Source organism: Brevundimonas naejangsanensis DSM 23858, from assembly GCF_000421705.1.
GTDB classification, from domain to species: Bacteria; Pseudomonadota; Alphaproteobacteria; order Caulobacterales; family Caulobacteraceae; genus Brevundimonas; species Brevundimonas naejangsanensis.
Genome location: NZ_ATXN01000002.1, coordinates 202,697 through 226,606, shown reverse-complemented (window position 1 = coordinate 226,606; position 23,910 = coordinate 202,697). Strand labels below are relative to the sequence as shown.

At 67.1% G+C, this 23,910-nt stretch carries 22 protein-coding genes; 8 read left to right on the top strand and 14 right to left on the bottom strand.

All coding sequences use genetic code 11. The annotated features are described in order from the left end of the window. Nucleotides 1-16: 16 nt before the first annotated feature. Genes sufB through H556_RS0101285 form a run of 3 tightly spaced genes read right to left on the bottom strand, consistent with a single transcriptional unit; the run spans nt 17 to nt 3,078 of the window. A complete protein-coding gene (sufB, locus tag H556_RS0101295; RefSeq protein ID WP_024352722.1) occupies nt 17-1,483 on the bottom strand; it encodes a Fe-S cluster assembly protein SufB in 1,467 nt (488 codons plus the stop codon). A gap of 3 nt (nt 1,484-1,486) precedes the next feature. Further along, on the bottom strand, nt 1,487-2,623 hold the full coding sequence (locus tag H556_RS0101290; protein ID WP_024352721.1) for a cysteine desulfurase family protein: 1,137 nt from the start codon (nt 2,621-2,623) through the stop codon (nt 1,487-1,489). Then, nucleotides 2,620-3,078 (bottom strand): Rrf2 family transcriptional regulator, encoded by a 459-nt coding sequence (locus H556_RS0101285; protein ID WP_024352720.1) that lies wholly within the window; start codon nt 3,076-3,078, stop codon nt 2,620-2,622. The genes H556_RS0101290 and H556_RS0101285 overlap by 4 nt, the downstream gene beginning before the upstream one ends. A 159-nt stretch (nt 3,079-3,237) precedes the next feature. Here H556_RS0101285 and H556_RS0101280 point away from each other — a divergent pair, with 159 nt between their 5' ends. Continuing rightward, a complete protein-coding gene (locus tag H556_RS0101280; protein ID WP_003167032.1) occupies nt 3,238-3,888 on the top strand; it encodes an alpha/beta hydrolase in 651 nt (216 codons plus the stop codon). Nucleotides 3,889-3,958: 70 nt separating this feature from the next. Here the strand turns inward: H556_RS0101280 and H556_RS0101275 are convergent, their stop codons facing one another. Together H556_RS0101275 and H556_RS0101270 are read right to left on the bottom strand one after the other, a co-directional pair. Continuing rightward, nucleotides 3,959-4,915 (bottom strand): DMT family transporter, encoded by a 957-nt coding sequence (locus H556_RS0101275; protein ID WP_024352719.1) that lies wholly within the window; start codon nt 4,913-4,915, stop codon nt 3,959-3,961. Beyond that, nucleotides 4,915-6,054, bottom strand: coding sequence for an anhydro-N-acetylmuramic acid kinase (locus tag H556_RS0101270; protein ID WP_029673112.1), 1,140 nt, complete (start codon nt 6,052-6,054; stop codon nt 4,915-4,917). The genes H556_RS0101275 and H556_RS0101270 overlap by 1 nt, the downstream gene beginning before the upstream one ends. Before the next feature lie 179 nt (nt 6,055-6,233). Between H556_RS0101270 and tyrS the strand changes: the two genes are divergently transcribed. From tyrS to H556_RS0101255, 3 genes are all read left to right on the top strand, one after another. Continuing rightward, nucleotides 6,234-7,514: a tyrosine--tRNA ligase gene (tyrS, locus tag H556_RS0101265; protein WP_024352717.1), complete on the top strand. Its 1,281-nt coding sequence runs from the start codon at nt 6,234-6,236 to the stop codon at nt 7,512-7,514. Between the two features lie 142 nt (nt 7,515-7,656). After that, nucleotides 7,657-8,124, top strand: a complete 468-nt coding sequence (locus H556_RS0101260; RefSeq protein ID WP_024352716.1) for a peroxiredoxin — start codon at nt 7,657-7,659, stop codon at nt 8,122-8,124. Between the two features lie 133 nt (nt 8,125-8,257). Beyond that, nucleotides 8,258-8,821 carry a bactofilin family protein gene (locus H556_RS0101255; RefSeq protein WP_024352715.1) on the top strand — a complete coding sequence of 188 codons (564 nt, stop codon included), beginning with the start codon at nt 8,258-8,260 and terminating at the stop codon, nt 8,819-8,821. 73 nt (nt 8,822-8,894) lie between these two features. Here H556_RS0101255 and prfB read toward each other — a convergent pair. The 4 genes from prfB to dapA all read right to left on the bottom strand — a co-directional run bounded on the left by prfB (nt 8,895) and on the right by dapA (nt 13,981). Further along, a protein-coding gene (prfB, locus tag H556_RS0101250) for a peptide chain release factor 2 (RefSeq protein WP_155802389.1) occupies nt 8,895-10,008 on the bottom strand; the annotation gives its coding sequence in 2 pieces (ribosomal slippage) (nt 8,895-9,938 and nt 9,940-10,008; 1,113 coding nt in all). Nucleotides 10,009-10,134: 126 nt separating this feature from the next. Beyond that, nucleotides 10,135-12,525, bottom strand: coding sequence for a penicillin-binding protein 1A (locus H556_RS0101240; RefSeq protein WP_029673110.1), 2,391 nt, complete (start codon nt 12,523-12,525; stop codon nt 10,135-10,137). Nucleotides 12,526-12,626: 101 nt separating this feature from the next. After that, on the bottom strand, nt 12,627-13,097 hold the full coding sequence (gene smpB, locus H556_RS0101235; protein ID WP_024352712.1) for an SsrA-binding protein SmpB: 471 nt from the start codon (nt 13,095-13,097) through the stop codon (nt 12,627-12,629). After that, nucleotides 13,097-13,981 carry a 4-hydroxy-tetrahydrodipicolinate synthase gene (gene dapA / locus H556_RS0101230; protein ID WP_024352711.1) on the bottom strand — a complete coding sequence of 295 codons (885 nt, stop codon included), beginning with the start codon at nt 13,979-13,981 and terminating at the stop codon, nt 13,097-13,099. Before dapA ends, smpB begins: the two co-directional genes overlap by 1 nt. A 114-nt stretch (nt 13,982-14,095) precedes the next feature. Between dapA and H556_RS0101225 the strand changes: the two genes are divergently transcribed. Continuing rightward, nucleotides 14,096-16,126 carry a lytic transglycosylase domain-containing protein gene (locus tag H556_RS0101225; protein ID WP_245559389.1) on the top strand — a complete coding sequence of 677 codons (2,031 nt, stop codon included), beginning with the start codon at nt 14,096-14,098 and terminating at the stop codon, nt 16,124-16,126. Here the strand turns inward: H556_RS0101225 and H556_RS0101220 are convergent. Genes H556_RS0101220 through H556_RS0101205 form a run of 4 tightly spaced genes read right to left on the bottom strand, consistent with a single transcriptional unit; the run spans nt 16,117 to nt 19,302 of the window. Continuing rightward, nucleotides 16,117-16,884: an ATP-binding cassette domain-containing protein gene (locus tag H556_RS0101220; protein ID WP_024352709.1), complete on the bottom strand. Its 768-nt coding sequence runs from the start codon at nt 16,882-16,884 to the stop codon at nt 16,117-16,119. The two genes, H556_RS0101225 and H556_RS0101220, sit on opposite strands and share 10 nt — an antisense overlap. After that, nucleotides 16,881-17,879 carry a FecCD family ABC transporter permease gene (locus H556_RS0101215; protein WP_024352708.1) on the bottom strand — a complete coding sequence of 333 codons (999 nt, stop codon included), beginning with the start codon at nt 17,877-17,879 and terminating at the stop codon, nt 16,881-16,883. The genes H556_RS0101220 and H556_RS0101215 overlap by 4 nt, the downstream gene beginning before the upstream one ends. Continuing rightward, nucleotides 17,876-18,673: an ABC transporter substrate-binding protein gene (locus tag H556_RS0101210; RefSeq protein WP_024352707.1), complete on the bottom strand. Its 798-nt coding sequence runs from the start codon at nt 18,671-18,673 to the stop codon at nt 17,876-17,878. The genes H556_RS0101215 and H556_RS0101210 overlap by 4 nt, the downstream gene beginning before the upstream one ends. Next, the gene (locus H556_RS0101205; protein ID WP_024352706.1) at nt 18,670-19,302 is read right to left on the bottom strand and encodes a TetR/AcrR family transcriptional regulator; all 633 of its coding nucleotides are present in this window, start codon (nt 19,300-19,302) and stop codon (nt 18,670-18,672) included. The genes H556_RS0101210 and H556_RS0101205 overlap by 4 nt, the downstream gene beginning before the upstream one ends. Nucleotides 19,303-19,617: 315 nt before the next feature. Here H556_RS0101205 and H556_RS0101200 point away from each other — a divergent pair, with 315 nt between their 5' ends. The 3 genes from H556_RS0101200 to H556_RS0101190 are packed head-to-tail and all read left to right on the top strand — an operon-like array spanning nt 19,618 to nt 22,566. After that, complete coding sequence (locus H556_RS0101200) at nt 19,618-20,826, top strand: glycosyltransferase family 2 protein (RefSeq protein ID WP_245559437.1); 1,209 nt, start codon at nt 19,618-19,620, stop codon at nt 20,824-20,826. A gap of 16 nt (nt 20,827-20,842) precedes the next feature. Beyond that, a complete protein-coding gene (locus H556_RS0101195) occupies nt 20,843-21,754 on the top strand; it encodes an RsmD family RNA methyltransferase (RefSeq protein WP_024352704.1) in 912 nt (303 codons plus the stop codon). Then, complete coding sequence (locus H556_RS0101190) at nt 21,754-22,566, top strand: TrmH family RNA methyltransferase (RefSeq protein ID WP_024352703.1); 813 nt, start codon at nt 21,754-21,756, stop codon at nt 22,564-22,566. The genes H556_RS0101195 and H556_RS0101190 overlap by 1 nt, the downstream gene beginning before the upstream one ends. Here the strand turns inward: H556_RS0101190 and H556_RS0101185 are convergent. Then, a complete protein-coding gene (locus H556_RS0101185) occupies nt 22,563-23,852 on the bottom strand; it encodes an MFS transporter (protein WP_024352702.1) in 1,290 nt (429 codons plus the stop codon). The genes H556_RS0101190 and H556_RS0101185 overlap by 4 nt on opposite strands. Nucleotides 23,853-23,910: the final 58 nt, after the last annotated feature.

Below are 23,910 nucleotides of genomic sequence, written 5' to 3'. Positions count from 1 at the left end.
AACTGACGAAACGTCCTCACCCCACGCTCCCCTCAAGGCTGATCGCCACCAGCTTCTGGGCCTCGACGGCGAACTCCATCGGCAGTTCCTGCAGGACGTCGCGAACGAAGCCGTTGACCAGCAGCGCCACCGCTTCTTCTTCCGACAGGCCGCGCTGCTGGGCGTAGAAGAGCTGGGCCTCCGACAGGCGGGTCGTGGTCGCCTCGTGCTCAAGTTGGGCCGAGCCGTTGCGGACCTCGATGTAGGGGATGGTGTGGGCGCCGCATTCCTTGCCGATCAGCAGGCTGTCGCACTGGGTGAAGTTGCGCACCCCGGTCGCCTTGGGGTGGATCGACACCAGGCCGCGATAGGTGGAGTCCGACTTACCCGCCGAGACCGTCTTGGCGATGATGCGGCTGCGGCTGTTCTTGCCCAGGTGCATCATCTTTGTGCCGGTGTCGGCCTGCTGATGGCCGTTGGTGATGGCGATGGAATAGAATTCGCCCGAGCTTTCCTCACCCTTCAGGATGCAGGACGGATATTTCCAGGTGATGGCCGAGCCCGTTTCAACCTGCGTCCAGCTGACCTTGGAGCGGTCGCCGCGGCAGTCGGCGCGCTTGGTCACGAAGTTGTAGATGCCGCCCTTGCCCTCGGCGTCGCCGGGGTACCAGTTCTGGACGGTCGAGTATTTCACCTCGGCGTCGTCCAGAGCGATGATCTCCACGACCGCTGCGTGGAGCTGGTTTTCATCGCGCATCGGCGCGGTACAGCCCTCCAGATAGGAGACGTAGCTGCCCTTGTCGGCGATGATCAGGGTGCGCTCGAACTGGCCGGTCTGGCTGGCGTTGATGCGGAAATAGGTCGACAGCTCCATCGGGCAGCGCACGCCCGGCGGGATGTAGACGAAAGAGCCGTCGGAAAAGACCGCGCTGTTCAGGGCCGCGAAATAGTTGTCGCTGACCGGCACGACGGTGCCGAGGTACTGACGCACCAGATCAGGATATTCGCGCAAGGCCTCAGAAATCGGCATGAAAATCACGCCGTGCTTGGCCAGTTCCTCCTTGAAGGTGGTGACCACGCTGACGCTGTCGAACACGGCGTCCACGGCGTAGCGCGGCGCGCCTTCGACCCCGGCCAGGACCTCCTGCTCCTTCAGCGGAATGCCCAGCTTTTCATAGACCGCGAGCAGTTCGGGATCGACCTCGTCCAGCGACTTGGGCCCTTCCTTCTTCACCGGCGCGGCGTAGTAGTAGAGGTCCTGATAGTCGACGGGTTCGTATTTCACCGCCGCCCAGGTCGGCTCTTCCATCGCCAGCCAGCGCTCATAGGCGGCGAGGCGCCATTCCAGCATCCACTCCGGCTCACCCTTCTTTTCGGAGATGAAGCGGACGATGTCGGCGTTCAGACCCTTGGGGGCGAACTCCTGCTCAACGTCGGTGGTGAAGCCGTATTTGTACCGCTCCAGTTCCGCGACCGTATCGATTGTTTCCTGAACGATAGCCATAGTTTACGCGACTTCCTTCACGCGTTCTTGCAGGCGTGCCTTATGCTTGTCCCAGGCTGCGACCCAGGCGTCCGCGAAGCGGGTCCAGTCGGCCTCGGTCGTGCCCCAGCCGCCGGAGACGCGCACGCCCCCGGTCGCCAGATGATGCAGGCCCATGGCGCTGATCGCCTTGGACGGCTTGACCTTGCCCGACGAACAGGCGGAACCGGCCGAGACCATGACCCCGACCAAATCGAGGGTGATCAGCTGCTGCGGGCTGTCCCAGCCCTCAACCGCCATGAACAGGGTGTTGGGCAGACGCTCGACCGCGCCGCCGATGATCGTTGCGCCCGCAGCCTTGACCTTGGCTTCAGCCGCATCGCGCCAGCCGACGTGCGCCATGGCGGCGTCCAGATCGCGCGCGGCGCAATCAGCGGCGAGGCCGAAACCGGCGATGCCCGGCACGTTCTCGGTGCCGGCGCGCAGGCCGCGTTCCTGACCGGCGCCGTGCAGGATGCGGACGGCCGATACGCCGTCCTTGAGCACCAGTGCGCCCACGCCCTGCGGCCCGCCCAGCTTGTGCGCCGAGAGGGTCAGGCTATCGGCGCCCAGCGCCTTCATGGTCACCGGGACCTTGCCCGCCGACTGAATGGCGTCGACGTGCAGCCAGCCGCCCGCTGCATGGACCAGCTTCGCCGCCTCGGCGATCGGCTGAATCACGCCGCTTTCGTTGTTGGCGTGATGGATGGCGACGACCGCGCGCCCCGGACGAGCCAGCGCCTCGGCCAGCCAGTTCAGATCAACCACGCCGTCCGTATCCACGGGCAGCACCTCGACCGGAACGCCGCTGACGGCGGCGGCTTCGGCCACGCACGGGTGCTCGGTCGCGCCGACGATCAGCCGCTTGCAGCCTGCCGCCAGAGCGCTGTGGATCGCCTGAGCGTTGGACTCAGTGCCGCCCGAAGAGAAGATGATCGCCGTCGGATCAGCCCCGACCAGATCGGCCACCTGAGCGCGAGCGGTCTCGACGCGCGCCCGCGCCCGCCGCCCGGCGGCATGCACGGCCGATGGATTGCCGTTATCGGCCAGAGCCTTGGCCATGATCTCCTGAACCTCAGGACGAACCAGACCCGAGGCGTTGTAGTCGAGATAAATGCTCACGCTGCGGCCTCCATCGAACCCGAGCCCATGCGAGCCCGCCCTGTCCGCTTCTCGATCACGTCCGCGAGGCTGACCCCCGCCAGATAGCGATGGATCTCGGCGCCCAGATCTTCCCACAGGTCATGGGTGATGCAGCGGGCGCCGCCCGTCATACAGCCCCGCGGCGTGCCATGGGCGGCGCAGCGCGTGGCGCGGATCGGCTCATCGACCGCCAGGACAATGTCCGCCACGACCATCTCGTCCGCCTCTCGGGCCAGCCGATAGCCGCCGCCCGGTCCACGCACGCTCTTGACCAGACCGCCCTTGCGCAGGCGCGCGAAAAGCTGCTCCAGATAGCTGAGCGAGATTTCCTGACGCGCCGCGATTTCAGCCAGGGAGACGGCCCGATCGGTCCCGTTTTTCGCCAGATCGGCCATCGCCATGACGGCGTAACGTCCCTTGGTCGACAGACGCATCCCAATACCTCAAAATTCTACCGCTTTTCAGGCTCGCTGTGCTAAGACCCCCGGCCTTGCTGGCGAGCGCATCGTGCAGGGGGGACTTAGAAAGTCCTACCTGTGTGGTCAAGTATTATCCGCTCGCGAAACCACTGTTGATCGTAGGGACCGCCATCCATGCCTGAAGTTATCCTGCCTGGCGCCTCCGGCCGCATCGAAGGCCGTTATTCTCCTGGCAAGCGTCCCGACGCGCCGATCGCCCTGATCCTGCACCCCCACCCCAAGGCGGGCGGGCACATGAACAACCCCGTCGCCCTGACGATGCACCAGTTGTTCGTCCAGCGCGGCTTCGCCACCCTGCGCTACAACAGCCGCGGCGTGGGCAAGTCGCAGGGCGAGTTCGACAGCGGCATCGGCGAACTGGCCGACGCAGCGACGGCCCTGGACTGGCTTCAGGCCAACAATCCCGCCGCCACCCAGACCTGGGTCGCCGGCTATCAGTTCGGCGCCTATATCGGGATGCAACTGCTGATGCGTCGCCCCGAGACCGACGGCTTCATCTCCGTGTCGCCGCCGTCGAACATCTATGATTTCAGCTTCCTGGCCCCCTGCCCGGCCTCGGGCCTGTTCCTGCACGGCACGGCCGACACCGTGGTGCCGCCCGCCGATGTCGAGCGCGTGGTGAACAAGCTGCGCACCCAGAAGGGCATCGTCATCGACTACGAGTTGGAAGAAGGCGCGACCCACTTCTGGCAGGACCACATCGGCGCGGTCGAGCGCCGCGTCGGCGCCTACCTGGACAAGCGGCTGGAAGAAAAGCCCGCCTGATCCGCATAGCGATATCCTGATTGAAGCGGCGCCCTGATCTTCGGGGCGCCGTTTCTAATTGCGCCGATCGTCAGTGATCGCCTTCCGCAGCGACCACGGCGGCAGGGCGATGGGCGCGAACGCACCAGACGACGCTGACGATCATCAGGATCATGGCGACTATCTCGATCACGGTCGGGCCGCGCTGTTCCCAGATGAAGCCGTAGATGAAGGCGAACAGGGTCTCGGACACGATCATCTGGCCCAGCATGGTCAGGGGCAGCAGGCGGCTGGCCTGATTCCAGAACGCGTTGCCGATGACGGAGGCGAAGATCGCCACGCCCGCGCTGACGCCGATCAGACGCAGCCAGGCGTCGTCCGTCATGCCGCCCAGCATGAACAGGGACGGGATCACCAGCACCAGCGCAAGCGCGCCGGTGACCACGCCGGTCAGCAGCGACCACTCATGCGGGGTGACGTCGGGCAGGCGGCCCATCCAGCGGCTGTTGCCGACGGCGAAGGCAGTCCAGGACAGCAGGGCCGCGAGGGCGCATCCCAGACCGATCAGCGTGGCCGCGCCGCTCTGCGCCGCCGCGCCACCGCCCTGACTGAGCGACTGCCACCCGATCAGACCGACCGCGAGCGCCGCCACAGCGATGGGCGGCGCGACGCGCGACAGCGGCGGCGAATCCTTGTCCCGCAGCCCCCACAGGGCCACCACCACGGGCACCATGCCGACGATCAGGGCCGAGGCCGCGACGCCAGCGTAATGCACGCCGACCACCAGAAAGGCGAAATAGACCAGATTGCCCGCCAGACTGAGCCAGACCAGCGCGCCCCACGCCTTGCGCGTCAGGGCTGCCGTCACCCGCCGCCAGCGCGGCGCGATCAGCATGACCGCGATCAGGCCATAGGCGAGGTAACGTCCCGCCGTCAGCAGCAGAGGCGAGGCCTCGGGCACGACCTTGGGGGCCAGAAAGACCAGCCCCCACAGAGCGCCCGCCGCCAGACCGCTGGCGACGCCCCAGAAACGCGATGACGCCGCCATTATTCCGCTCCCGGCTCGACGATCCGACCGCCGGTCATGGGCGCCGAAACGCCTGTCGTACCAGGGAAGCTGATCGGCAGGCCCAGACGACAGCGGGCGGCCAGAAAGGCGAAGGCCTCGGCTTCGATGGAGTCGCCGCGCCAGCCCTTGTCCTCCGCCGTCGAGACGGGGAGGCCGACACGCTCGCGAATGGCGGCCAGCAGCACGGGGTTGTGACGACCGCCGCCGCAGACGACGATCTCCTTCGGCTGCTCGGAGCAGCGGGCGACGCCCAGCGCCACAGCCTGAGCGGCAAAGGCGGTCAGGGTGGCGGCGGCGTCTTCCAGCGACAGATCCGCCACCGGGTCCAGCGAGAAGTCGAAACGGTCCAGCGACTTCGGGCCGCTCGCCGCGAAATAGGGGTGGGCCAGATAGGCGCCCAGCATGGCCTGATCGACCGTTCCCGCCGCCGCCAGACGACCGCCCTCGTCCATCCGCTTCTTCATGCGCGACTGGACCAGCAGATCGACCATGCCGTTGGCCGGGCCGGTGTCGAAGGCCTCCAACTCGCCGTCGGCGCGGATCAGGGTGATGTTACCGACCCCGCCGAGGTTCAGCACGGCGACCGGCCCCTCCATCCCCGCCTTGCGGACCAGCGCTGCGTGATAGACAGGCGCCAGCGGCGCGCCCTGCCCGCCCGCCGCCACGTCGGCGCTGCGGAAGTCAAAGGCGACGGGCGCTCCCAGCCCCTCGGCCACGCTGGCGGCGTCGATAAGCTGGACGGTGCGACCCGGCAGATCCGGCGTCGGCGCCTCGTGCAGCACTGTCTGGCCGTGGACGCCGACCAGATCCAGCGCGCTGGACTTGACTCCGTTCACCGCCATGAAACCGAGCGCGGCAGCCAGATGCGCGTCGGCCACCGCCATGCGGGCGTCCTCAAAGCTGTCAGGCTCTTCCTCGTCGCGTTCCCAGTCGAAGGCGTCCTCGATGGCGTCCTCAATGACGGCGCGTGTTTCGCTGTCGAGCTTCATTTCGCCGGCGGGGCCGAAGGACAGGATGTCGTGGCCGTCCGTTTCGATCACCGCCATGTCCACGGCGTCGAGCGAGGTGCCGGTCATGAAGCCGAGCACGCGCAGGGTCTTTTTCGGGGAGGTCGTCATGGCGGCTTGACTGCCACGTCAGGGGCGACGTAGCTAGCGCCCATGATCGCGCAACCGGCCCTTTTCGCCGCCTATTACTACGGCCTCTACTAGAGAGCGGCCGCGATCCTTGCCGCCCTTCCCTCGGCGGCATTATTCCTCGGAAGACGGCCGCCGGTTCTGATGCTACGGACCCGACCATGACCGAGCCCACGACCCAAACCGTTTCCGAAACCGCCTTCAAGTCGGACTTCCTGCGCCTGATGAAAGCGCGCGGCTATATCCACCAGATCACCCACCCGGTCGAACTGGACGAGGCGGCGGCGTCTGGCGTGGTCACCGGCTATATCGGCTTCGACGCGACGGCGCCCAGCTTGCACGTCGGCCACCTGATCCAGATCATGCTGCTGCGCCGTCTGCAGCAGGCCGGACACAAGCCGATCGTCCTGATGGGCGGCGGCACGACCAAGGTCGGCGACCCGTCGTTCAAGGACACCCAACGCCCCCTGCTGACCGAGGAAAAGATCGCCGAGAACATCGCTGGCATCAAAGGCGTGTTCGAGAAATTCCTGACCTTCGGCGACGGCCCGACCGACGCCATCATGCTGGATAACGACGAGTGGCTGTCGCAGCTGGGCTACCTGCAGTTCCTGCGCGATTACGGGACCCACTTCACCATCAATCGGATGCTGAGCTTCGACTCGGTCAAGCTGCGCCTGGATCGCGAGCAGCCGCTGACCTTCCTCGAGTTCAACTACATGCTGATGCAGGCGACCGACTTCCTGGAGTTGAACCGTCGCTATGGCTGTTCACTGCAGATGGGCGGGTCGGACCAGTGGGGCAACATCATCAACGGCGTCGAACTGACCCGTAAGGTGGACCACAAGGCCGCGTTCGGCCTGACCACGCCGCTGCTGTCCACCGCCTCGGGCCAGAAGATGGGCAAGACGGTCGGCGGCGCCGTGTGGCTGAACGCCGACGCCCTGTCGCCGTTCGACTACTGGCAGTACTGGCGCAACACCGAAGACGGCGACGTAGGCCGCTTCATGCGTCTGTTCACCGACCTGCCGCTGGATCAGATCGAGCGCTATGAGGCGCTTCAAGGCGCCGAGATCAACGACGCCAAGAAGGCGCTGGCCGACGCCACCACCTCCATGCTGCACGGCGCCGAGGCCGCACAGGCCGCCCGCGCCGCCGCCGAGGCCGCCTTCGAGAAGGGCCAGATGTCGGCCGACCTGCCAACCGTCGAACTGCCGCGTGACGAGGTGATCGGCGCCATGATCGCCGCCGTCACGACCAAGGCGGGTCTCAGCGCCTCCAACGGCGAGGCGCGCCGTCTGGCCCAGGGCGGCGGCCTGCGCCTGAACGACGAGGTCGTCAACGACGGCGCCCGTCTGATCAAAGAAGCCGACCTGAACGCTGACGGCGTGCTGAAGCTCGGCGCCGGCAAGAAAAAGCTGGTGCTGGTGCGGCCGGTTTAAACCTGAACCGCTCATCCCGGCGGACGCCGGGACCCAGTGCTTTGGCTTCAAGCGCAGCGAGATTTTGTTGCTGCAACTTTCAACCGGCTAGGCGGGGGTCCTTACTGGATCCCGGCGTCCGCCGGCATGAACGGAGAGATTGATGGTCGACATCACCGAAAACACCCCCGCCCCCGCATTCGATCTGGCGACAGACGGCGACGGACGGGTGTCGCTGGACGGGCTGAAGGGCAAGAATATCGTGCTCTACTTCTACCCCAAGGCCGACACGCCGGGCTGCACGACCGAGGGACAGGACTTCTCGGCCCTGATCGACCGGTTCGCGGCGGCGAACGCGGTAGTGATCGGCGTATCGCGCGACACGGTGAAGAAGCTGGACCGCTTCAAGGCCAAGCATGATCTCAAGGTCGCGCTCGGCTCGGACGAGGACGGCGCGGTCACGGAAAGCTGGGGCGTCTGGGTGCTGAAGAAGCTCTACGGCCGCGAATATATGGGCATTGAGCGCGCCACCTTCCTGATCGACGGCCAGGGCGTGGTCCGCCGCGCCTGGCGCAACGTCAAGGTCAAGGGCCACGCCGAAGAGGTTCTGGCCGCCGTCGAAGCGCTTTGATCGGCGAGCGGGGTTCGGAAGGCCCCGCTTGACCTCTCCGCCTCAGCCCGCACTAAGTGTCGCCAGGGATTGCATCCTCAGGGGCTGACATTGACCAGACGCCGATAATCGCGGCGTGACGCGGAGAGCATGAATGTTCAATAAGAACAAACCGTTCGACAACAACCCCTCTAGCGGAATGGGCATTCCCAAGCCGCCAGAGCCGGTCCAGCCCAAGCCGGAGCCCGCAGCGCCGATCGCCGCTGCGCCTGCGCGCGCGCCGGAGGCGGCGCGTCCCGCCGCCCGTTCCTCCAGCCTTTCGACTCTGTCGGCGGGCGTGAAGTATGAGGGCAACATCTCCGGCGCAGGCGAACTTCAGGTCGACGGCTCGCTGAAAGGCGACATCCGCGTGGTGCGCGTGGTGATCGGCGAAGGCGGCGCGGTCGAGGGCACGGTTCACGCCGACATCCTTGAGGTGCGCGGCCGCGTCTCGGGCGCCATCGTCGCCAAGCAGGTCAAGCTGTTCGCCACCTCGCGCGTCGAGGGCGACATCACCCAGGAGCAGTTGTCGATCGAACAGGGCGCCTGGTTCCAGGGCCGCTGCACCCAGGCCAAGCGCGACACGCCGGGCGCCAATATGCTGGAGACCCCTGCTCCGGCCGAAAAGCCTGCGCCCGCCAAGACGGACGCCAAGGTCGAGGCCAAGCCCGCAGCCTGATCGGCGCGAGTGCTGACAACGAGAAAGGGCGGCCCGCAAAGGCCGCCCTTTTTTTATGCACCGGTCAGGCGGGTCAGCCCTCGCGGGTTTCGCCCACGCGCGCCGCCAGAGCCGCGCCCATGAAGGCGTCCAGGTCGCCGTCCAGAACGCCTTGCGTGTCCGAGGTTTCGACCTCGGTCCGCAGGTCCTTCACCATCTGATACGGCTGCAGGACGTAGGATCGGATCTGGTGGCCCCAGCCGATGTCCGTCTTGGCGTCAGCCAGAGCCTGGGCCGCAGCCTCACGCTTCTGAAGTTCCAGCTCATACAGACGCGCGCGCAGCATCTTCCAGGCCTGGTCGCGGTTCTGGTGCTGCGAACGGCCCGCCTGACAGGCGACCACGGTGTTGGTCGGAATGTGGGTCAGGCGCACGGCCGAGTCCGTCTTGTTGACGTGCTGACCGCCTGCGCCCGAAGCGCGATAGGTGTCCGTGCGCACGTCCGACGGGTTGATCTCGATCTCGATGCTGTCATCCACGACGGGCGAGACCCCGACCGAGGCGAACGACGTGTGCCGCTTGGCCGCCGCATCATAGGGGCTGATGCGCACCAGACGGTGGACGCCCGATTCCGACTTCAGCCAGCCATAGGCGTTGGGGCCGGTGATCAGCAGGGTCGCCGATTTGATGCCGACCTGTTCGCCGGACTCTTCTTCCTGAAGCTCGACCTCATAGCCGTGCGAGCGCGCCCAGCGGCTGTACATCCGCAGCAGAATGCCCGCCCAGTCGTTGGACTCGGTGCCGCCGGCGCCGGAGTTGACCTCCAGATAGGCATCGTTGCCGTCCGCCTCGCCGGACAGCAGGGCTTCCAGTTCGGCGCGGGCGGCCCGGTCCTTGATGGACTTCAGCTGTTCACGCGCTTCTTCGAGGGTGCCTTCGTCGCCCTCTTCGTCCGCCATTTCGGCCAGCATGATCCCGTCTTCGAGACCCTGCTCCATTTCCTTGACGGCGTTGACCTGCACTTCCAGCCGCGAGCGTTCACGGCTGACGGCCTGGGCCTGTTCGGGATTGTCCCACAGCGTCGGATCCTCGACCCGCGCGTTCAGCTCATCGAGCTTTCTTAGAGCGACATCCCAGTCAAAGTCGCCTCCTGAGCAGAGCGACGCTCTGCTCGATGTCGGCCTTCATGGCCTCGACATCCGATCTCATCGCAAACTCCTGCGAACGGAAGTCCCCCCGCAAACAGGACCGCGCAGCGCGCGTCCGATGGGGGAAGGACAGGTGAAACGGCGCGCCTGAAAGCAGGCGCGCCGGGTGGTGGGCTTACCTAAAGCGTCAGTAAAGGCCGCTCAAGTCCTCGGCCGGCTCCTTCTTCGGCGGCGGCGGCGCAACCGGAGGCGGCGCGGTCGGTGTCGGGGTCTGGGAGCGAACCTCCTGCTCGCGACGGATGACGTCGTAGTAGTTCTGCGGCCCTTCGGGCTGGGCCGGCGGCGGCGCTTCTTCGCGCAGCTGACGCTCGGTGCCGGGGCGGAAGGCCTCTTCGATGCCGTTGACGGTGCGGAAGATGGCGTTTTTCGGCTTCACGAACGGCCGCGCAGGCCGCTCTTTCAGAGCGTCTTCCATGAAGTCGATGAAGATCGGCACGGCCGTCGAGGCCCCGGCTTCACCGCCGCCCAGCGAACGGTTGTCGTCAAAGCCGACGAAGACGCCGACCACGATGTCCGCCGAGAATCCGACAAACCAGGCCGAACGATATTCATTGGTGGTGCCCGTCTTACCGCCGACCCACGGGCCCAGGCTGCGAGCACGGGCGCCGGTGCCGCGCTGGATCACGCCTTCCAGCATGGAAGTCATCTGATAGGCGGTGATGGGGTCAATCACCTGGGTTCCGCGATCCTGAAGGCGGGGCGATTCCTGGCCGCTGAAGCCACGGCCGCAGTCCCGGCACTGGCGACGGTCGGCGCGGTGGATGGTCTGGCCGTTCCGGTCCTGCGCCAGTTCGATCAGATAGGGGTCGATCCGGCGACCGCCGTTGACGAAGGCGGCATAGGCGGCGGTGATGCGGTAAGGCGTGGTTTCCCCTGCCCCCAGCGACATGGCCAGGTTCGGCGACATGTCGTCCACGACGCCCATCTTCTTGGACAGATCGACGACGTTCTTCATGCCCACCGCCTGCGCCAGACGCACAGTCATGACGTTGCGCGACAGCTCCAGCCCGCGCCGCAGCGTCTGCGGGCCATAGAACTGGCGGCTGTAGTTCTGGGGCGTCCAGGCGCGGCCGCCGGGGCCGCCGGGGAAGCTGATCGGCGCATCCAGCACGATCGAAGCCGGGGTGAAGTCGCCTTCCAGCGCGGCCGCATAGACGAAGGGCTTGTAGGCCGACCCCGGCTGTCGACGCGCCTGGGTGGCGCGGTTGAAGCTGGACAGGGCGTAGGAATAGCCGCCGACCATCGCCAGGACGCGGCCCGACTGCGGCTCGATCGCGACCAGGGCGCCGTTGACGGCCGGAACCTGCTTCAGGGCGAACTGGCCGTTCTGGCGTTCGACGAAGATCAGGTCGCCGCGCTTCAGCGGACGACGCCCGGCGTTGGACCAGCTGACATCGGCGGCGCGAAGCGCGCCCGCCTGATCGTCCTTGGCCGTGCGGACGCGGATTGAGCCTCCGCTGACGCTTTCGACGGCGGCCGCCTGCCACGAGCGGCGCTCGGGCGGGGTCGTGCGCTTCTGGGCCTCGGCCTGCCAGCCCTCGGCGAAGTCGGTCGTGCCCCAGGCGCCTCGCCAGCCGTGACGACGGTCGTAATCCTCAAGACCCCGCATCAGGGCGTCGCGCGCCGCCGACTGCAGCTGCGGATCAAGCGTCGTGCGCAGGTAATAGCCGCCGCGATTGACCTCTTCCTGACCGAACAGGGCGATGGCGCGACGACGCGCCTCTTCCACAAAGAAGTCGGCGTCGGCGTATTCCGCCCGACGCGGCGCAGAGCGGGTGTTCAGCGGTCGGGCCAGCGCCGTCTTCAACTGCTCTTCCGACAGCCATTTGTTGTCGGCCATCTCGCCCAGCACCCAGTTCCGTCGACCCAACGCAGCCGCCGGATAGCGTTTCGGGTGGTAGTTGGTCGGCCCCTTGGGCAGGGCCGCCAGGAAGGCCGCCTCGTCCGGCGTCAGCTGATCCAGCGACTTGCCGAAATAGTTATAGGCGGCCGAGGCCACGCCATAGGAGCGATAGCCCAGGTAGATCTCGTTCAGATACAGTTCGAGGATCTGCTCCTTGGTCAGCGTCGCTTCCAGACGGCTGGAGAGGACGGCCTCCTTAAGCTTGCGGTTCAGGCTGGTCTCGCTGGTCAGCAGGACGTTCTTGGCCACCTGCTGGGTGATGGTCGAGCCGCCCTCCAGCCGCTTGCCCGACATGACGTTAAACACGTTCTTGAACATCGCCCGGCCGATGCCGGACACGTCGATGCCGCCGTGATTGAAGAAATTCTGATCCTCGGCCGCCAGGAAGGCGTGAACGACCGTCTGCGGCACCTGGTCATAGGTGACATAGATGCGCCGCTGGTCCGAGAACTCGCCGATCAGGGTCCCGTCGCCGGCATAAACGCGCGTCGCCGTCGCGGGGCGATAGTCCGCCAGTTCAGACGCGTCCGGCATGTCGTGCAGGACCCAGGCGGCGTAGATGGCCACCACCACCCCGGCCAGGGCGATGGCGCCCAGCAGGGCCACGCCCGCCATGACGAACCAGCGTTCGGCTATCTTCACCACGAACTCCGCAAGACGCACCCCATCATCGCTCGTTTATCGCGCGTCGCGCGGCGCGCAAAGCGGAACCGCACTTATCCCTTGTCGCGCAGCAGACGCGCCTTGTCGCGCTGCCAGTCGCGCTCGGCCGCCGTCTCGCGTTTGTCGTGCAGTTTCTTGCCTTTGGCCAGGGCGATCTCCAGCTTCGCCTTGCCCGCCTCATTCAGATAGAGGCGCACAGGGACGATGGTGCGCCCCTCGCGCTGAACGGCGCCGATCAGCCTGTCGATCTGCTTGCGGTGCAGCAGCAGCTTACGGTGACGGCGCGGTTCATGGTTGAAGCGGTTCGCCATCTTATAGGGCGGGATGTCGGCGTTGATCAGCACCATCTCGCGCCCCTCGGGCGAGACATAGCTCTCGGCGATATTGGCCCGGCCGTCGCGCAGGGCCTTGATCTCGGTGCCCCGCAGCTGGAGCCCGGCCTCGATATGATCTTCGAGGAAATAATCGAAGCGCGCGCGGCGGTTCTCGGCGATCGTCTTCTGTTTGGGCGCGTCGGCGGCCATCAGGCGACTCCGGCGGCGGCCAGCGCCTTGTCGATGGCGGGCTTGACGGCCTCAGCCGTCTGCGACAGCGGCAGGCGGACCTCTTCCGTGCACAGGCCCATCCTGGCCAAGGCGTATTTGGCGGGGGACGGCGAGTTGTCGAGGAACAGCGCCTTGTGCAGGCCGATCAGCCGATCCTGCCACGACCGTGCGGCGGCGAAGTCGCCGGCCTGAATGGCGTCATGCAGGGCGACCATCGCCTCAGGCGCCACGTTCGAGGTCACGGAGATGACGCCGACGCCGCCGTGCGCGGCATAGCCCAGATAGCTGGAATCATCACCCGAGATCAGGTCGAAGGCGCCGTCGATATTGGCGCGCATCCAGCTGGCCCGCGCCACATCGGCGCTGGCGTCCTTGATGCCGACGATGTTTGGGTGCGCCGCCAGGGCCGCCACCGTCTCATTGGCCAGGTCCACTCCGGTGCGACCCGGCACGTTATAGAGCAGGATCGGCAGTTGAACGGCGTCGGCCACCGCCTCGAAATGCGCCTGCATCCCGGCCTGCGACGGACGGTTGTAATAGGGGGTCACGACCAGGGCGCCGTCGGCGCCCACCGTCTTGGCGAAACGGGTCAGTTCGATCGCCTTGTCCGTGGCAGGAGAGCCTGCGCCAGCGATGACGCGGATGCGCCCGGCGGCGATCCTGATGCACTGTTCGACCACGCGCTTGTGCTCATCCAGATGCAGGGTGGCGCTCTCACCTGTGGTGCCCATCGGCACGACGCCGTGAACCCCAGCGGCGATCTGGCGTTCCAACAGGCGCTCGAAAGCGGCCTCGTCCACGTTTCCGTCACGAAGAGGTGTGATCAGGGCGGTGATCACGCCCTTGAACAAGGGGACGGTCATGGGAACAACATACCTGCGCGGAGAATGGGCGGCGGTCCGCCCGTCACTAATCGGCAAAGGGTAGGTTGCCCGCCGCCTGGCCGCAACCAAAGATGAATGAGGATCAGATATCTAATGATCGCGACGACCGTGGCCGCCGCCCTGGCGATACTGACTCCACCAGCTCAGGACGTCCTGAACAGCACGCCGGTCCCCTACTCCGCCAGCCAGGGCGGAATCATCAGCAGTCAGGACGCCGCCCTGGTTCAGCAGGGGCTGACGGCCGCGCGGGCGCGCGACGTGGTCGGCACGCAGGCCATCATGGCCCGGATTTCCGACCCCTCGGCGCGCAAACTGGTCGAATGGGCGCTGGTCGACACCTCAGACCGGCAGATGTCCTACAGCGATCTGGCGCTGGCGCAGACCGACCTGGCGAACTGGCCGCGCGGCGGATCGCGCAGGGCGGCGGGCGAACGGGCGCTGGACATGGCCGGCCAGTCGCCGGACGCCGTCATCGCCTTCTTCAACGGAACCGCCCCGACCACGGCCCAGGGCGCCATCGCCCTGGCTGGCGCGCTGGAACAGACGGGTCGCCGCCAGGAAGCCCAGGCGCTGATTCGCGACTGGTGGCGCACACAGAGCTTTGAAGAGGCCCAGCAAAGCCGAATCTATTCGCGCTGGAGCGGCTGGCTGACCAGCGACGATCATACAGCGCGGCTGAACATGCTTCTGCTGGGCCCGCACGGCCCGGCGACGCGAGCGATGGTCGCTCTGGTTCCGGCCGACCGTCAGACCATCGCCAATACGGTGATGGCGCTGCGCACCGCCTACGCTCCCGACGCGATCGTCGGCGGTCTGTTGCCCTCGCAGGCCAACGATCCGGCCGTGGTGCTGGAGCGCGTGCGCCTGCTGCGCTCGGCCGGGCGCCAGTCGGAGGCCTTCCCGCTGCTATCCGCCCTGCCCGCCGCGCCGTCGCATACGGACGGTCAGAACACCCTGTGGAGCGAACGCCGCAACTACTTCCTGGACGCCCTGCAACAGGGCAATGCGCGCGCCGCCTACGCCGCCATGAACGGCCACGGCTTCCCCTCGGGCGAGCGCAAGGTCGACGCCGAGTTCTTCGCCGGTTGGGTTGCCCTGACCAAACTCAACGATCCGGCCACGGCGGCCCAGCATTTCGAGGCTCTGCGCAACGCTTCCTCCACCCCGATCACCCAAGGCCGCGCCCTGTACTGGCTGGGTCGGGCGGCCGAGGCGCGCGGCGACCGCGAAGGCGCCCAGCGCTGGTATCAGGCCGGCGCCGAGCACTGGCAGACCTTCTACGGCCAACTGGCGGCGGAAAAGGCCGGGGCGACGACCCTGACCCTGCCTGGCGAGCCGGCGCCGTCGCCGGAAGACGTCAACCGCTTCGAGGGCAATGAGGTGGTGCGGGCGACCCGCATCCTGGGCCAGATCGGTGAAAAGACCCTGATGCGGGTCTTCGCCTATCATCTGGATGACGAGCTCCCTTCCCCCTACGATCTGTCGCAGCTGTTCGACCTGATGCAGGGCTATGGCGACCAGTTCGGCTCGATGATGGTCGGGCGAGCGGCCAGCCAGCGCGGCTTCGTCATGCCCGAGCGAATGTATCCGATCCAGCTGCCGCAACAGGTCGCGGGCATGGCGCCGAACGAGTTCGCCCTGGCCATCACCCGTCAGGAATCCAGCTTCGACCCCTTGGTCCGCTCCCACGCGGACGCGCGCGGCATGATGCAGCTTCTGCCCGCGACGGCGCAGGGCGTGGCGCGCCGCATGGGCCGCTCGTTCAGCGCTGAACAGCTGTGGGACCCGGAGATCAACATGACGCTGGGCAGCTATCACCTCGGCGAACTGATGAACAACTTCGGCGGATCGCCGCTGCTGGCGGCCGTCGGCTACAACGCGGGACCGGCGCGGCCGCCGCAATGGACCGCCCGTTGCGGCGACCCGCGTCAGGCCCAGGTCGATCCCATCGACTTCATCGAATGCGCCCCTTTCACGGAGACGCGCAACTACATGATGCGGGTGATGGAGAACATGCAGGTCTATCGCGCCCGGCTGAACGGCGGCTCGGCCCCTCTGACGCCGTCGGCGGACCTGGCGCGCGGCACCCCGCCGAACGCCGGACCGCGCCCCTATCAGCCGTGAGGTGACAGACGACGGGCCGCCAGCCACGGCCCGTCCAACGCCTCCAGCCAGACGGCGTCGAGGTTGAAGACGGTTTTCAGAATGCGCGGCGACAGGGCCGCGGTCGGCGCGCCTTCCGCCGCCGTGCGCCCCTGATCCAGCACCACGACACGGTCGGCGAAACGCGCCGCCAGACTGAGGTCGTGCAGGCTGACCAGGACCGCGCGCCCTGCGTCGGCGCGCGCGCGCAACCGCTCCAGCACCAGAAGCTGGGCGTCCGGGTCCAGACCGGCGATCGGCTCATCAGCCGCCAGCAAAGGCGCGGGAACCGTCAGGGCGCGCGCCAAAAGCACGCGCGCCCGCTCGCCGCCCGACATCTCGGCCACGCCGCGATCGGCCAGATGGCCGACGCCGACCTCGTCCAGCGCGGCGCGGGCGCGCTCCACAGCCGCCTGTCCCGTCAGGAAGGGCGCGCCCAACGCCGCCACCTCCACCGCCGGGAGATTCCAGGCGATAGAGCGGTCCTGCGGCAGATAGGCCGCGCGTTCGCCCCGCTGGCGTTCCGACAGGCGCCGGGCCTCATCGCCGCCCAGCCGGGCCACCCCTTGCGTCAGCGGCGCCAGCCCGAGGGCGGCGCGCAAGGCCGTCGACTTGCCCGCCCCGTTGGGACCGCAAAGGGCCACGAGTTCGCCTGCCCGCACAGAGAAGAACGCGCCGTTCAGCACCTCGGCGCCGCCGATGCGGGCGTGGGCGTTTTCAAGCTCAAGCAAAACAGTCACAGCCGCCACTCCCGCGCCGCGCGCCAGGCGATCAGGGCGAATAGCGGCGCGCCCACAAGAGCGGTGAAGACCCCCAGCTTCAGTTCCTGATCCGTCGGCAGCATCCGCGCCATAAGATCGGCCACCACCAGCATCAGTCCGCCCGCCAGGGCCGAGGGCGCCAGCAGCCGCCCTGGATCGCCGCGCACCGCCGCTCGCACCAGATGCGGCGCGGCCAGTCCGACAAAACCAATGACGCCCGCCACGGCTACTGCGGAGCCCGCCGCCAGCGCCGATGCCGCCAGGGCCAGCACCCGCATCCGCCCCATCGACAGGCCGGACGCCCGCGCCGCCTCCTCGCCCAGCGTCAGCATCCTCAGCCCCGGCGACGCCTCGCGCGCTAGAAAGGCTGCGATCAGAAGCGCAGGCGCCACCCAGGCGACATCGTTCCAACTGCGGTTCTCGACCGATCCCAGCAGCCAGTTCATCACCTCGGCCGAGGCGATCGGCGACGGCGACAGGTTGAAGATCAAGGCCGTGAGCGCGCCTGCGAAACTGGACAGGGCCACGCCGAACAGGATCAGCGCCTCGGGCGCCCGCACCCGCGCAGCCAGGACGATCAGCAGGCCTCCCCCGACCGCCGCGCCGAACAGAGCCGCGCTTTCCACAGCGCCGGGGATCGCCGCCAGCCCCAGCACAATGGCGGTCGCGGCGGCCAGGGCCGATGTCGCAGACACCCCCAGCACCCCCAGCACCCCCGGCTCGGCCAGCGGATTACGCAGCAGTCCCTGCATCACCGCCCCGGCCAGGCCGAGCGCCGCGCCGACCAGCAGGGCGCAGACCGCACGCGGGGCGCGCACCAGCCACAGCACCTCGCCCGGCCCCGAAGCGGGGTCAGACAGCGCCTGGGCGTACTGCGCCGCGCTGAAAGCTGTTTCTCCCAGGGTCGTCGCCACTCCAAGCGCAGCCGCAAGGGCCAGCCCCAGAGCGATATTCAGTCTCGTCGCGCCGGTCATTTCGCCTGCTCCGCCAGCAGAACCGCCGCATCCGCCGCGAACCAGGCGGGACAGGTCAGCGCCGCGCCGGGCAGGCTGGCCGCCGTGCGCTGCGCCGTCGCCCGGCGCATGACCGGATGGCGCCCTGCGCCGCGCCAGTCCGACCGCGCCAGGTCGAAGAACCCCTTCACATAGAGCGCCGGCGGCGTCAGCAGCACCCGCTCAAGCCCCAGCGGCTGATAGCCGGGCTGTATCACCCCGTTGCGGAACCCGGCCGCGCGCAGGATGGCGTCCATCAATGAGCCGGGCCCGCTGGTGAAGCCGCTGGCCGTCACATAGACAGCCGACCGCCCTCGCCCGGCGCCCGACGCCTGTTCCAGCCGCGCCTCCATTTGGCGGATCAGGGCCTCGCCGCGCGCGCGGCGATCCAGGGCCGCCGCCACCTTGCGGATATTGGCCTTGATCCCCTCCATGTCCGACGCATCGTCGATGCCGACCGTGCGGACCCCGCGCCGGTCGAGCGCGTTCAAAAGCCGGGCGTCGCCGCCCCAGTACCGAACCGCCACATCGGGCTGGAAACCTGTCGCGGCCTCCAGCGTCGGACGAACCATCCGTCGCCCTTTCGTCGCCTGTCGCATCCAGGCGTCGGGATCGTCGGCGCGCGGCGACAGGGCGAGCTCCGCGTCAGGCGCGAGGGCCAGGACGAACTGATCGGCGCACTGATCCAACGCCATCACCCGCAGCGGCCGCGCCTGTGCGGCGGTAGCCAAGGCGGCTGTGATCAGGAGGACCAGCCCGCACAGACGCCGCCTCACAGGGCGGTCAATCCGTTGAACAGCACGTCCAGCTGGGTGCGGATCAACACGTCCCGCTCGGCCCAGTCGAAATAGGGCTTGGTGATCATCAGGGAGACCAGTCCGTGAACGCTGGCCCAAATCACCTGGGCCAGGACCCGCGCATCCCCGCGAAGCACGCCCTGCGCCACAGCATCCTCGACCACCTCCACGACAGCGGCGAACAGTTCGCCTCCCGCCTTCTGCGCGATGGTCTCGACGCCGTGGCGCGTCTCAATCGCCGGGGTCAGATAGGCCAGACGATAGGCGTTGGGGTGTTCAAAGCCGAAGGCCACATAGCCTTCCGCAATACGCCGCAGACGCGTCAGCGCCGGGGCCGTATCCGCCAGAATGCCCCGATTGCGTTCCGCCAACCTCTCAAAGGTATTGCGGCAGATCTCGTTGAGGATCTCGCCCTTGTCGGAGAAATGCATGTAAAGCGCGGTCGACGACAGCCCGACCTCATCAGCGATCTTGCGGATGGTGGCGCCGTCATAACCACTTTCGACAAAAATGCGCTCGGCCGCCGTCAGGATCTCGGCGCGACGCTCGTGCCCGTCTCCCTTGGCCTTGCGGTTGGATCGCGACGCGGAAGTCGTAGAAACCGACAATCAACTGGCTCCCTGAACGAGGGACCTGAGTCCCGACGCGAGGTTAACTCGACCGGCCCCTCTAGCCAAACCCAAGCTTTGGGATATCAATGATATTAACATTGGTAAAACTAGGGGGCGTGCGTGGCGGGTTCTGAACAGCGATTGGCTGGGACGGCGCGCATCACCCTGACGCGTTCACAGGCTATAGCCATCGGCGTCTTCTCGACTTTAAGCTTGGCGGGCGCATGTCTTCTTCCACGCCTCGCCTCCTTCTACCTGATATCGGTCCAGGTCGGCTTTCTAGCGCTCGCGATATGGCGCCTCAGTTTGATCGTGGTTCAGGCCGAGGCGCCCCGTCCAAATCCGCCCGGCAGTTGGTCGCATGATGAATGGCCGCATTACACCATAGTGGCCGCCCTCTATCACGAGGCGCAGATACTGCCCCATCTGGTCGAGCGACTTGATGAGATCGATTATCCCAGAGACCGTCTACAAGGCTTCCTCGCGCTGGAAGCCGACGATCACGCCACTATCGCAGCGGCGTCGCAGTTGAGCCTGCCCGACTGGTTGAGCGTGCTGGTGGTTCCGCCCGGCGCGCCGAAAACCAAACCGCGCGCCCTGAACTACGCCCTGGCGCGCGCAACCGGCGACTTCCTGACGATCTACGACGCCGAGGACGACCCCGATCCGCTGCAGTTGAAAGAAGCGGCGATGAAGTTTCGCGCCGAGGGCGAAGGCCTGGCCTGCGTTCAGGCTCCCTTACGCATCCGCAGTCGCCAGAAGAACAGCCCTCACCCCCTGCTCGATCGCCAGTTCGCCGCCGAATACGCCGCCCTGTTCGAGATCACCCTGCCCGCCATGGTCCAACTCGGCCTGCCCTTTCCGCTGGGCGGCACAAGCAATCATTTCCGCGTTTCGGTGCTGAAAGCGCTGGGCGGATGGGACGCCTGGAACGTGACTGAAGACGCCGATTTGGGCTTCAGGATCTGGCGCTCGGGGCTTCGGCTGAGCGTCATCAGCCGCCCCACCTATGAGACGCCGCCCGGTCCGGTGCGTCTATGGCTGCCGCAGCGTACGCGCTGGCTGAAAGGCTATCTGCAGACGCTGGCGGTGCATACGCGCTGGACCGAGGGCATGGGCTGGCGCGGGTGGACGGCGCTGATCCTGACCATCGGCGCCGGACTGGGGTCGGCGGCGGTTCACGCCGGCTGCATGGCCTGGGTCGCCGTGGTCTGCCTGATGTCGGCGATGGACCGGCAATTGCCGTCCCTTTCAGTTATGGGGTGGACGGTGCTGATCGTTGGAGTGGCCGCCGCCTGGATCACCAAACACCGCGGCGCACGGATCGCCGGGACGCCCTATGGCCCGCTCGATATGGCGGCTTCGCTGCCCTATTGGTTCCTGCTGAGCCTCGCCTTCATGCACGCCGCCGTCCGGTTAGCGCTGGAACCGCACCGCTGGGACAAGACCCCGCATCAGGACGATGTCGAGCCGATCAGCGTTCCTGACCCCTATCCCGACGCTGGACGAGCAGCGGCCTGAACGACTATCAGCGCGCATGGCTCCGGTTCTTTCCTCCTCGCCCGAAACCCTCGTCACGCACGGGTGGTCGGACTACGCCCTTCTGGACAGCGGCGATGGCCGCAAGCTGGAGCGTTACGGCCGCTACACCGTCGTGCGTCCGGAACCCCAATGCTTCTGGAAAGCTCATGACGAGGCCGCATTCGAGCGGGCCAACGCCATGTTCGACCCCCAGCAGGAAGAAGAGGATTCCGGCCGCTGGCGCTTCGACGCCCACGGCCCGATCGACGCCTTTCCGCTAAAGTGGCGCGACGTGCGTTTCATGGGGCGGTTCACCCCATTCCGGCACCTGGCCTTCTTCCCCGAACAGGCGGCCAACTGGGAATGGCTGGACGCCCGCGTCCGCACACTGAACCAGCCGAAAATCCTCAACCTGTTCGGCTATACCGGCGTGGCCAGCCTGGCCTGTTCGGCGGCGGGCGCGCACGTCACCCACGTCGACGCCTCCAAGAAGTCCGTGACCTACGCCCGCGAGAACGCCGAACTGTCGGGCCTGGCCGACCGCCCGATTCGCTGGATCGTCGAGGACGCCCGCAAATTCGTGGCGCGCGAGGTCCGTCGCGGCAGCAAATATGACGGCATCATCCTCGACCCTCCGAAATACGGACGCGGCGCCAATGGCGAGGTCTGGCGTCTGTTCGAGGACATGCCGGAACTGTTGAAAGACTGCGCCGCCCTGCTGTCCGACGACGCCTCCTTCCTGCTGCTGAACGCCTATGCGGCGCGGATTTCCGGCCTGTCGCTGGCGCATATGATGGCTGAGGCGACGCACGATCGCGGAGGCCGCATCGATTGGGGCGAACTGGCTCTGTCGGAGGACGGCGAGCGCGCCCGCGCCATCGGCCTGTCCTTCTTCGCGCGGTGGAGCAACGACGGGGGTCGCGCCTGATGTCCGAACGCCTCATCACTTCCCTGACCAACGACACGATCAAGGCTGTGCGCGCCCTGCACATGCGCAAGGAGCGCGAGGCGACGGGCCGCTTTCTGGCCGAGGGGCTGAAATTCATCGGCGAGGCGCTGGACCAGGGCCGCGCCCCGGTCATGCTGCTGGTCGGCCAGGACGCCCGGCCCCACCCCCTGCTGGACCGCGCCAAGGCCGAGACGATCAAAGCCGGGGGCCAGATCATCGTCGTCACCCACGCCATCCTCGAAAAGATCAGTCGTCGCGACAATCCGCAGACGGTGCTGGGCGTGTTCGAACAGGTCTATACGCCGCTGGACGCCATCCGGCCCGACGCCAGGCCCTGCTGGGTGGCGCTGGAGCAGGTGCGCGATCCCGGCAATCTGGGCACCATCATCCGCACGGCGGATTCGGCCGGGTGCGGCGGGGTCATCCTGATCGGGGACTGCGTCGATCCCTTCTCGGTCGAGGCCGTGCGCGCGACCATGGGCTCGGTCTTCGCGGTCAGCATCAGCAGGGCCTCGCGCGAGGAATTCCTGGCCTGGCGCGCCTCTTGGCCCGGCAGCGTCATCGGCACCCGGCTGGACGCCACGCACGGCTATCGCGACAGCCCGGTGCGCCACCCGGCTCTGATCATGATGGGTAACGAACAGGCGGGTCTGACCGACGAACTGGCCGCCGCCTGCGACCTGAACGTCAAGATCCCCATGCGCGGCCGCGCCGACAGCCTGAACCTGGCCATCGCCACGGGCATCATGGTCTATGCGGTGACGGATGCGGCCTACGGCTCCAGCCTCTAGGCCTCGCCTTCGGTCCTGATCCGGCCCATGCCGATCAGGGCCAGAACCGTCAGCAGAGCGGCGACCGTCAGATAGACGCCGACGGCCTGAAGCCCGTAATGGCCCGCCAGCCAGGTTGCGGCATAGGGCGCCAGCGATGCGCCCAGGATGCCCGCCAGGTTGAAGGTCATGGACGCGCCCGTATAACGCACCGTCGTCGGGAACGGTCGCGCCAGCGCCGCGCCCAGCGGCCCATAGGTGCAGCCCATCAGGCTGAAGCCGATGATGAAGAAGGCGACAACACCGACCATGCCGCCGCTGCCGAACAGACGCGCCAGCACAAGACCGAACAGGGCGATCGCGACGGACGTCGCCAGCAGCGTCCGCCCCTGCCCCCATCTATCCGCCGCCAAGGCCGCCAGCGGAATGAACAGGCCGAAGAAGCAGACGCCCAGAAGCTGGATCGGCAGGAACTGATCACGCGTATAGCCCATGCTGGTCGTGCCCCAGCCCAAAGCGAAGACGGTCATCAGATAAAAGAGGACAAAGGTCGCCAGTCCCGCCAGCGTCCCGGTCAGCAAGGCGAACTTGTGGTGCGCCACGAGCGTCAAAGCCGGCGCCTGGACCCGTTCGGCCCGGTCGATGGCCCGCTTGAACTCGGGCGTCTCGGTGATCTTCAGCCGCATCCACAGGCCGACGATGACCAGCAAGGCGCTGGCGATGAAGGGAATGCGCCAACCCCAGGTCATGAACTGGCCCTCGCTCATCACCTGGCCCAGAACGATGAAGCTCAGGGTCGACAGGATGAAGCCGATCGGCGCGCCTAGCTGCGGGAACATGCCGAACCAGGCCTTCTTGCCCGGTGGGGCGTTCTCGGTCGCCAGCAGCACAGCCCCGCCCCACTCGCCGCCCAGGCCCAGCCCCTGCCCGAACCGGCACAGCGCCAGCAGCAGGGGCGCGATCACGCCGACCGAATGCCAGGTCGGCAACAGCCCGATGGCGATGGTCGACAGCCCCATGGTCATCAGGGCCGCCACCAGCGTCGCCTTGCGCCCTACGCGGTCGCCGAAATGGCCGAAGATGACCGCTCCGATCGGTCGGGCGAAGAAGGCGATTGAGAAGGTGGCGAACGAGGCCAGCATGGCGGTCATCCGGTCGCCGCCGGGGAAGAACAGGTCGGGAAAGACCAGCACCGCCGCCGTGGCGTAGATGTAGAAGTCGTAGAATTCGATCGTCGTGCCGATCAGGCTGGCGAACAGAACGCGTCGCTTGGAGGCGGACGGCGGTGAAACAGCGGCGTCGGTCACGCGAAATCCTTACGGTTGACGCACGATCATTGCGGCGCGCCGCCGTCAGGCGTCAAGC

Excerpts from the sequence above, each read along its gene's own strand:
- sufB (WP_024352722.1), bottom strand. The coding sequence starts at position 1,483 with ATGGCTATCGTTCAGGAAACAATCGATACGGTCGCGGAACTGGAGCGG.
- H556_RS0101285 (WP_024352720.1), bottom strand. The coding sequence starts at position 3,078 with ATGCGTCTGTCGACCAAGGGACGTTACGCCGTCATGGCGATGGCCGAT.
- H556_RS0101280 (WP_003167032.1), top strand. The coding sequence starts at position 3,238 with ATGCCTGAAGTTATCCTGCCTGGCGCCTCCGGCCGCATCGAAGGCCGT.
- H556_RS0101275 (WP_024352719.1), bottom strand. The coding sequence starts at position 4,915 with ATGGCGGCGTCATCGCGTTTCTGGGGCGTCGCCAGCGGTCTGGCGGCG.
- H556_RS0101270 (WP_029673112.1), bottom strand. The coding sequence starts at position 6,054 with ATGACGACCTCCCCGAAAAAGACCCTGCGCGTGCTCGGCTTCATGACC.
- tyrS (WP_024352717.1), top strand. The coding sequence starts at position 6,234 with ATGACCGAGCCCACGACCCAAACCGTTTCCGAAACCGCCTTCAAGTCG.
- H556_RS0101260 (WP_024352716.1), top strand. The coding sequence starts at position 7,657 with ATGGTCGACATCACCGAAAACACCCCCGCCCCCGCATTCGATCTGGCG.
- H556_RS0101255 (WP_024352715.1), top strand. The coding sequence starts at position 8,258 with ATGTTCAATAAGAACAAACCGTTCGACAACAACCCCTCTAGCGGAATG.
- H556_RS0101240 (WP_029673110.1), bottom strand. The coding sequence starts at position 12,525 with ATGGCGGGCGTGGCCCTGCTGGGCGCCATCGCCCTGGCCGGGGTGGTG.
- smpB (WP_024352712.1), bottom strand. The coding sequence starts at position 13,097 with ATGGCCGCCGACGCGCCCAAACAGAAGACGATCGCCGAGAACCGCCGC.
- dapA (WP_024352711.1), bottom strand. The coding sequence starts at position 13,981 with ATGACCGTCCCCTTGTTCAAGGGCGTGATCACCGCCCTGATCACACCT.
- H556_RS0101225 (WP_245559389.1), top strand. The coding sequence starts at position 14,096 with ATGATCGCGACGACCGTGGCCGCCGCCCTGGCGATACTGACTCCACCA.
- H556_RS0101215 (WP_024352708.1), bottom strand. The coding sequence starts at position 17,879 with ATGACCGGCGCGACGAGACTGAATATCGCTCTGGGGCTGGCCCTTGCG.
- H556_RS0101195 (WP_024352704.1), top strand. The coding sequence starts at position 20,843 with ATGGCTCCGGTTCTTTCCTCCTCGCCCGAAACCCTCGTCACGCACGGG.
- H556_RS0101190 (WP_024352703.1), top strand. The coding sequence starts at position 21,754 with ATGTCCGAACGCCTCATCACTTCCCTGACCAACGACACGATCAAGGCT.